Annotated in this window: 3 protein-coding genes and 1 pseudogene; 1 reads left to right on the top strand and 3 read right to left on the bottom strand. The window is 72.3% G+C overall.

Annotation, left to right across the window (positions count from 1 at the left end):
- From EYA84_RS30115 to EYA84_RS30105, 3 genes and pseudogenes are all read right to left on the bottom strand, one after another.
- A pseudogene (locus tag EYA84_RS30115) lies at positions 1 to 140 on the bottom strand (glycosyltransferase family 1 protein); the annotation flags it as partial.
- Between the two features lie 79 nt (positions 141 to 219).
- On the bottom strand, positions 220 to 645 hold the full coding sequence (locus tag EYA84_RS30110; protein WP_131057553.1) for a 6-carboxytetrahydropterin synthase: 426 nt from the start codon (positions 643 to 645) through the stop codon (positions 220 to 222).
- Between the two features lie 3 nt (positions 646 to 648).
- Positions 649 to 1,629 (bottom strand): zinc-binding alcohol dehydrogenase, encoded by a 981-nt coding sequence (locus tag EYA84_RS30105; RefSeq protein ID WP_131057550.1) that lies wholly within the window; start codon positions 1,627 to 1,629, stop codon positions 649 to 651.
- Positions 1,630 to 1,722: 93 nt separating this feature from the next.
- Between EYA84_RS30105 and EYA84_RS30100 the strand changes: the two genes are divergently transcribed.
- Positions 1,723 to 2,526, top strand: a complete 804-nt coding sequence (locus EYA84_RS30100) for a CDP-alcohol phosphatidyltransferase family protein (RefSeq protein ID WP_131057547.1) — start codon at positions 1,723 to 1,725, stop codon at positions 2,524 to 2,526.
- The last annotated feature ends 142 nt before the right edge of the window (positions 2,527 to 2,668 follow it).

The following is a 2,668-nucleotide window of genomic DNA, read 5'->3' as shown; positions in this document are numbered from 1 at the left end:
CCCCCGGGCACGGCGTACTCGCGCACCGGCCAGCCGGCGGCGGCCAGACCGGCGCAGACACGCCGGTCGTAGCCGTTGCCTCCGCTGGGTGCGGCCGGGTCGTCGATGTCACCGGGCAGGATCACGTGCAGAACCGGCACGTGCGAGTCACCGGGCAGGATCACGTGCGGAACCGGCACGTGATCCTCGCCCGACGCGGGCGTATGCGGTACGACCACGTCAGGCGGCGCCCCCGCCGGACCCGCCGGGCAGTGACCGCTCGTAGGCGGCCCAGGCCACGTGCGACTCGTGCAGGGTCACGGTGATCCCGGTCAACCCGTGCGCGCCCGCGCCGAGCGCACCGGCGGCCACCGCGTCGGCGAGCCGGTCGGCGATGGTCCTGGCCAGTACCTCGGTGGTGGTGTTCGTGCCGGCGAAGGCGGGCTCGTCGTCGAGGTTGCGGTAGTTCAGCTCGCCGAGCACGGCCTTGAGCTGGTCGGTGGCGAGTCCGATGTCGACCACGATGCCGTCGGCGTCGAGGTCGGGACGGCGGAAGGTGGCGTCGACCACGAACGTCGCGCCGTGCAGCCGCTGGGCGGGCCCGAAGACGTCGCCCCGGAAACTGTGGGCGATCATGATGTGGTCACGGACGGTCACGCTGAACACGGTCTACTCCCCGTCGTAGGTGATGAGATGGCAGAGCGCGGGCAGGCTGCCCTCGCTCAGTCGGTGCAGGACGTCGGGCAGCTCCGCGAAGGGCGACCGCCCGGTGATCAACGCGTCGAACGCCGGATCGGCGAGCAGGTCGAGCGCGAGAGCCATCCGGTCGGCGTAGCTGCGACTGCCGCGCCGGGCGGGGGCGACCGTGCCGACCTGGCTGCTGCGGACGGTCAACCGCCCCGAGTGGAACGCGCCACCGAGCGAGAGCTGCACCTGGCGGTCGCCGTACCAACTCAGTTCCAGCACGGTCCCCTCGGGCGCGAGCAGGTCCAGGCCGCGTTGCAGTCCGGCGGCGGTGGCGCTGGCGTGCACGACGAGGTCGCGTCCCCCGGTGGCGGTCTCCGGCGTGGCGAAGTCCACACCGAGCGCGGCGGCGATCCCGGCCCGGGTCGGGTCGGTGTCGACGAGTTCCACCCGTACCCCGGGGAAGCGGGCCAGCAGGGCGGTCACCGCGCAGCCGACCATGCCGCCGCCGATCACGGTGACCCGGTCGCCGACCAGCGGCGGCGCGTCCCAGAGCGCGTTGACCGCGGTCTCCAAAGTGCCGGCCAGCACCGCGCGGGAAGCCGGCACGTCCTCCGGTACGACCGTGACCGCGTCGGCGGGTACCACGTACGCGCTCTGGTGCGGGTGCAGACAGAACACCGTCCGCCCGCGCAGCCGCTCCGGCCCCTGCTCGACCGTGCCGACGCTCAGATAGCCGTACTTGACCGGGGCGGGGAAGTCGCCCTCCTGGAACGGGGCGCGCATGGTGTCGTACTGGCTCTCGGGGACCGCGCCGGTGAAGACGAGCGTCTCGGTGCCCCGGCTGACGCCCGAGAAAAGTGCCCGGACCAGCACCTCTTCCGGACCTGGCGTCGGGAGGGTCGCCGAGCGGATCTCACCACGGCCTGGCACGCTGAGCCAGAAGGCGCGAGCCGTTCGGGTCACCGAGTTCTCCTTTGCCTGGGTCCGGACCGAACCGATCCGTGATGTTTTCCGTACATCTCTGACAGGGTCGTCGATCATAAACACGGAGGCACGGTGTCCACAGTTCGAACCGGTCCGCAAATCGGGCTGATCGTTCAGATCGTCCTGCTGGCGGGGCTCGCCGCGACCGTCGGTATCGGGGTCGCCGGATGGGTGGCCGGGCTCGCGTACGGCACAGTGACCTGCGCGGTTCTCGTCCGCGCCCTGCGCCGATCCGGCTCGGACCGGCTCGGACCCGCCGACTGGGTGACCATGGGGCGGGGGCTGCTGGTCGGCGGGGTCACCGCGCTGATCGCCGACGCGCTGATCGCCGGCCGCCCGGCGCCGGTGGTGGTGCTGGTCACGATGACCGTGGTGGCGCTGGCCCTGGACGCCGTCGACGGCAAGGTGGCCCGCCGCACCGGCACGGTCAGCGCCCTCGGTGCCCGGTTCGACATGGAGGTCGACTCGTTCCTGGTGCTGATGCTGAGCTTCTACATCGCCCCGTCCGTCGGCGGGTGGGTGCTCGCCATCGGCCTGATGCGGTACGCCTTCCTGGCCGCGAGCTGGGCACTGCCGTGGATGGACCGGCAACTGCCGCCCCGGTACTGGCGTAAGGTAGTCGCCGCGGTCCAAGGGATCATGCTCGCGGTCGCCGCGTCCCAGGTGCTGCCCGGGCCGTTGACCACTCTCGTACTGGTGGCGGCGCTCGGCATGCTGGTCGAGTCGTTCGGGCGGGACGTCGGGTGGCTGTGGCGGCAACGCGCGCCTCGGATCGTACCCGCGGTGGTGGTCCTGCCGGCGCCGGTCGTCGCTCGCCGGATCGATCGGATCGAGGACCGCGACATGCCACCCGCGCCTGTCCTGTCGCTGCGCTGACCCGGGAGAAGCAGTTGTCGAACTCCGACCCGGCCCCCACGCCGGGCACCGACCACGCCCGCACCACCGAGACCGAGCGACCGGACCACGAGCCCGCGTCCCCGCCCGCACCGGAGACCGCCGCCGAGGCGGAGACGACCGA

This window comes from Verrucosispora sp. SN26_14.1, assembly GCF_004307965.1.
GTDB lineage: Bacteria > Actinomycetota > Actinomycetes > Mycobacteriales > Micromonosporaceae > Micromonospora.
This window is presented reverse-complemented; position numbering and strand designations above follow the sequence as displayed.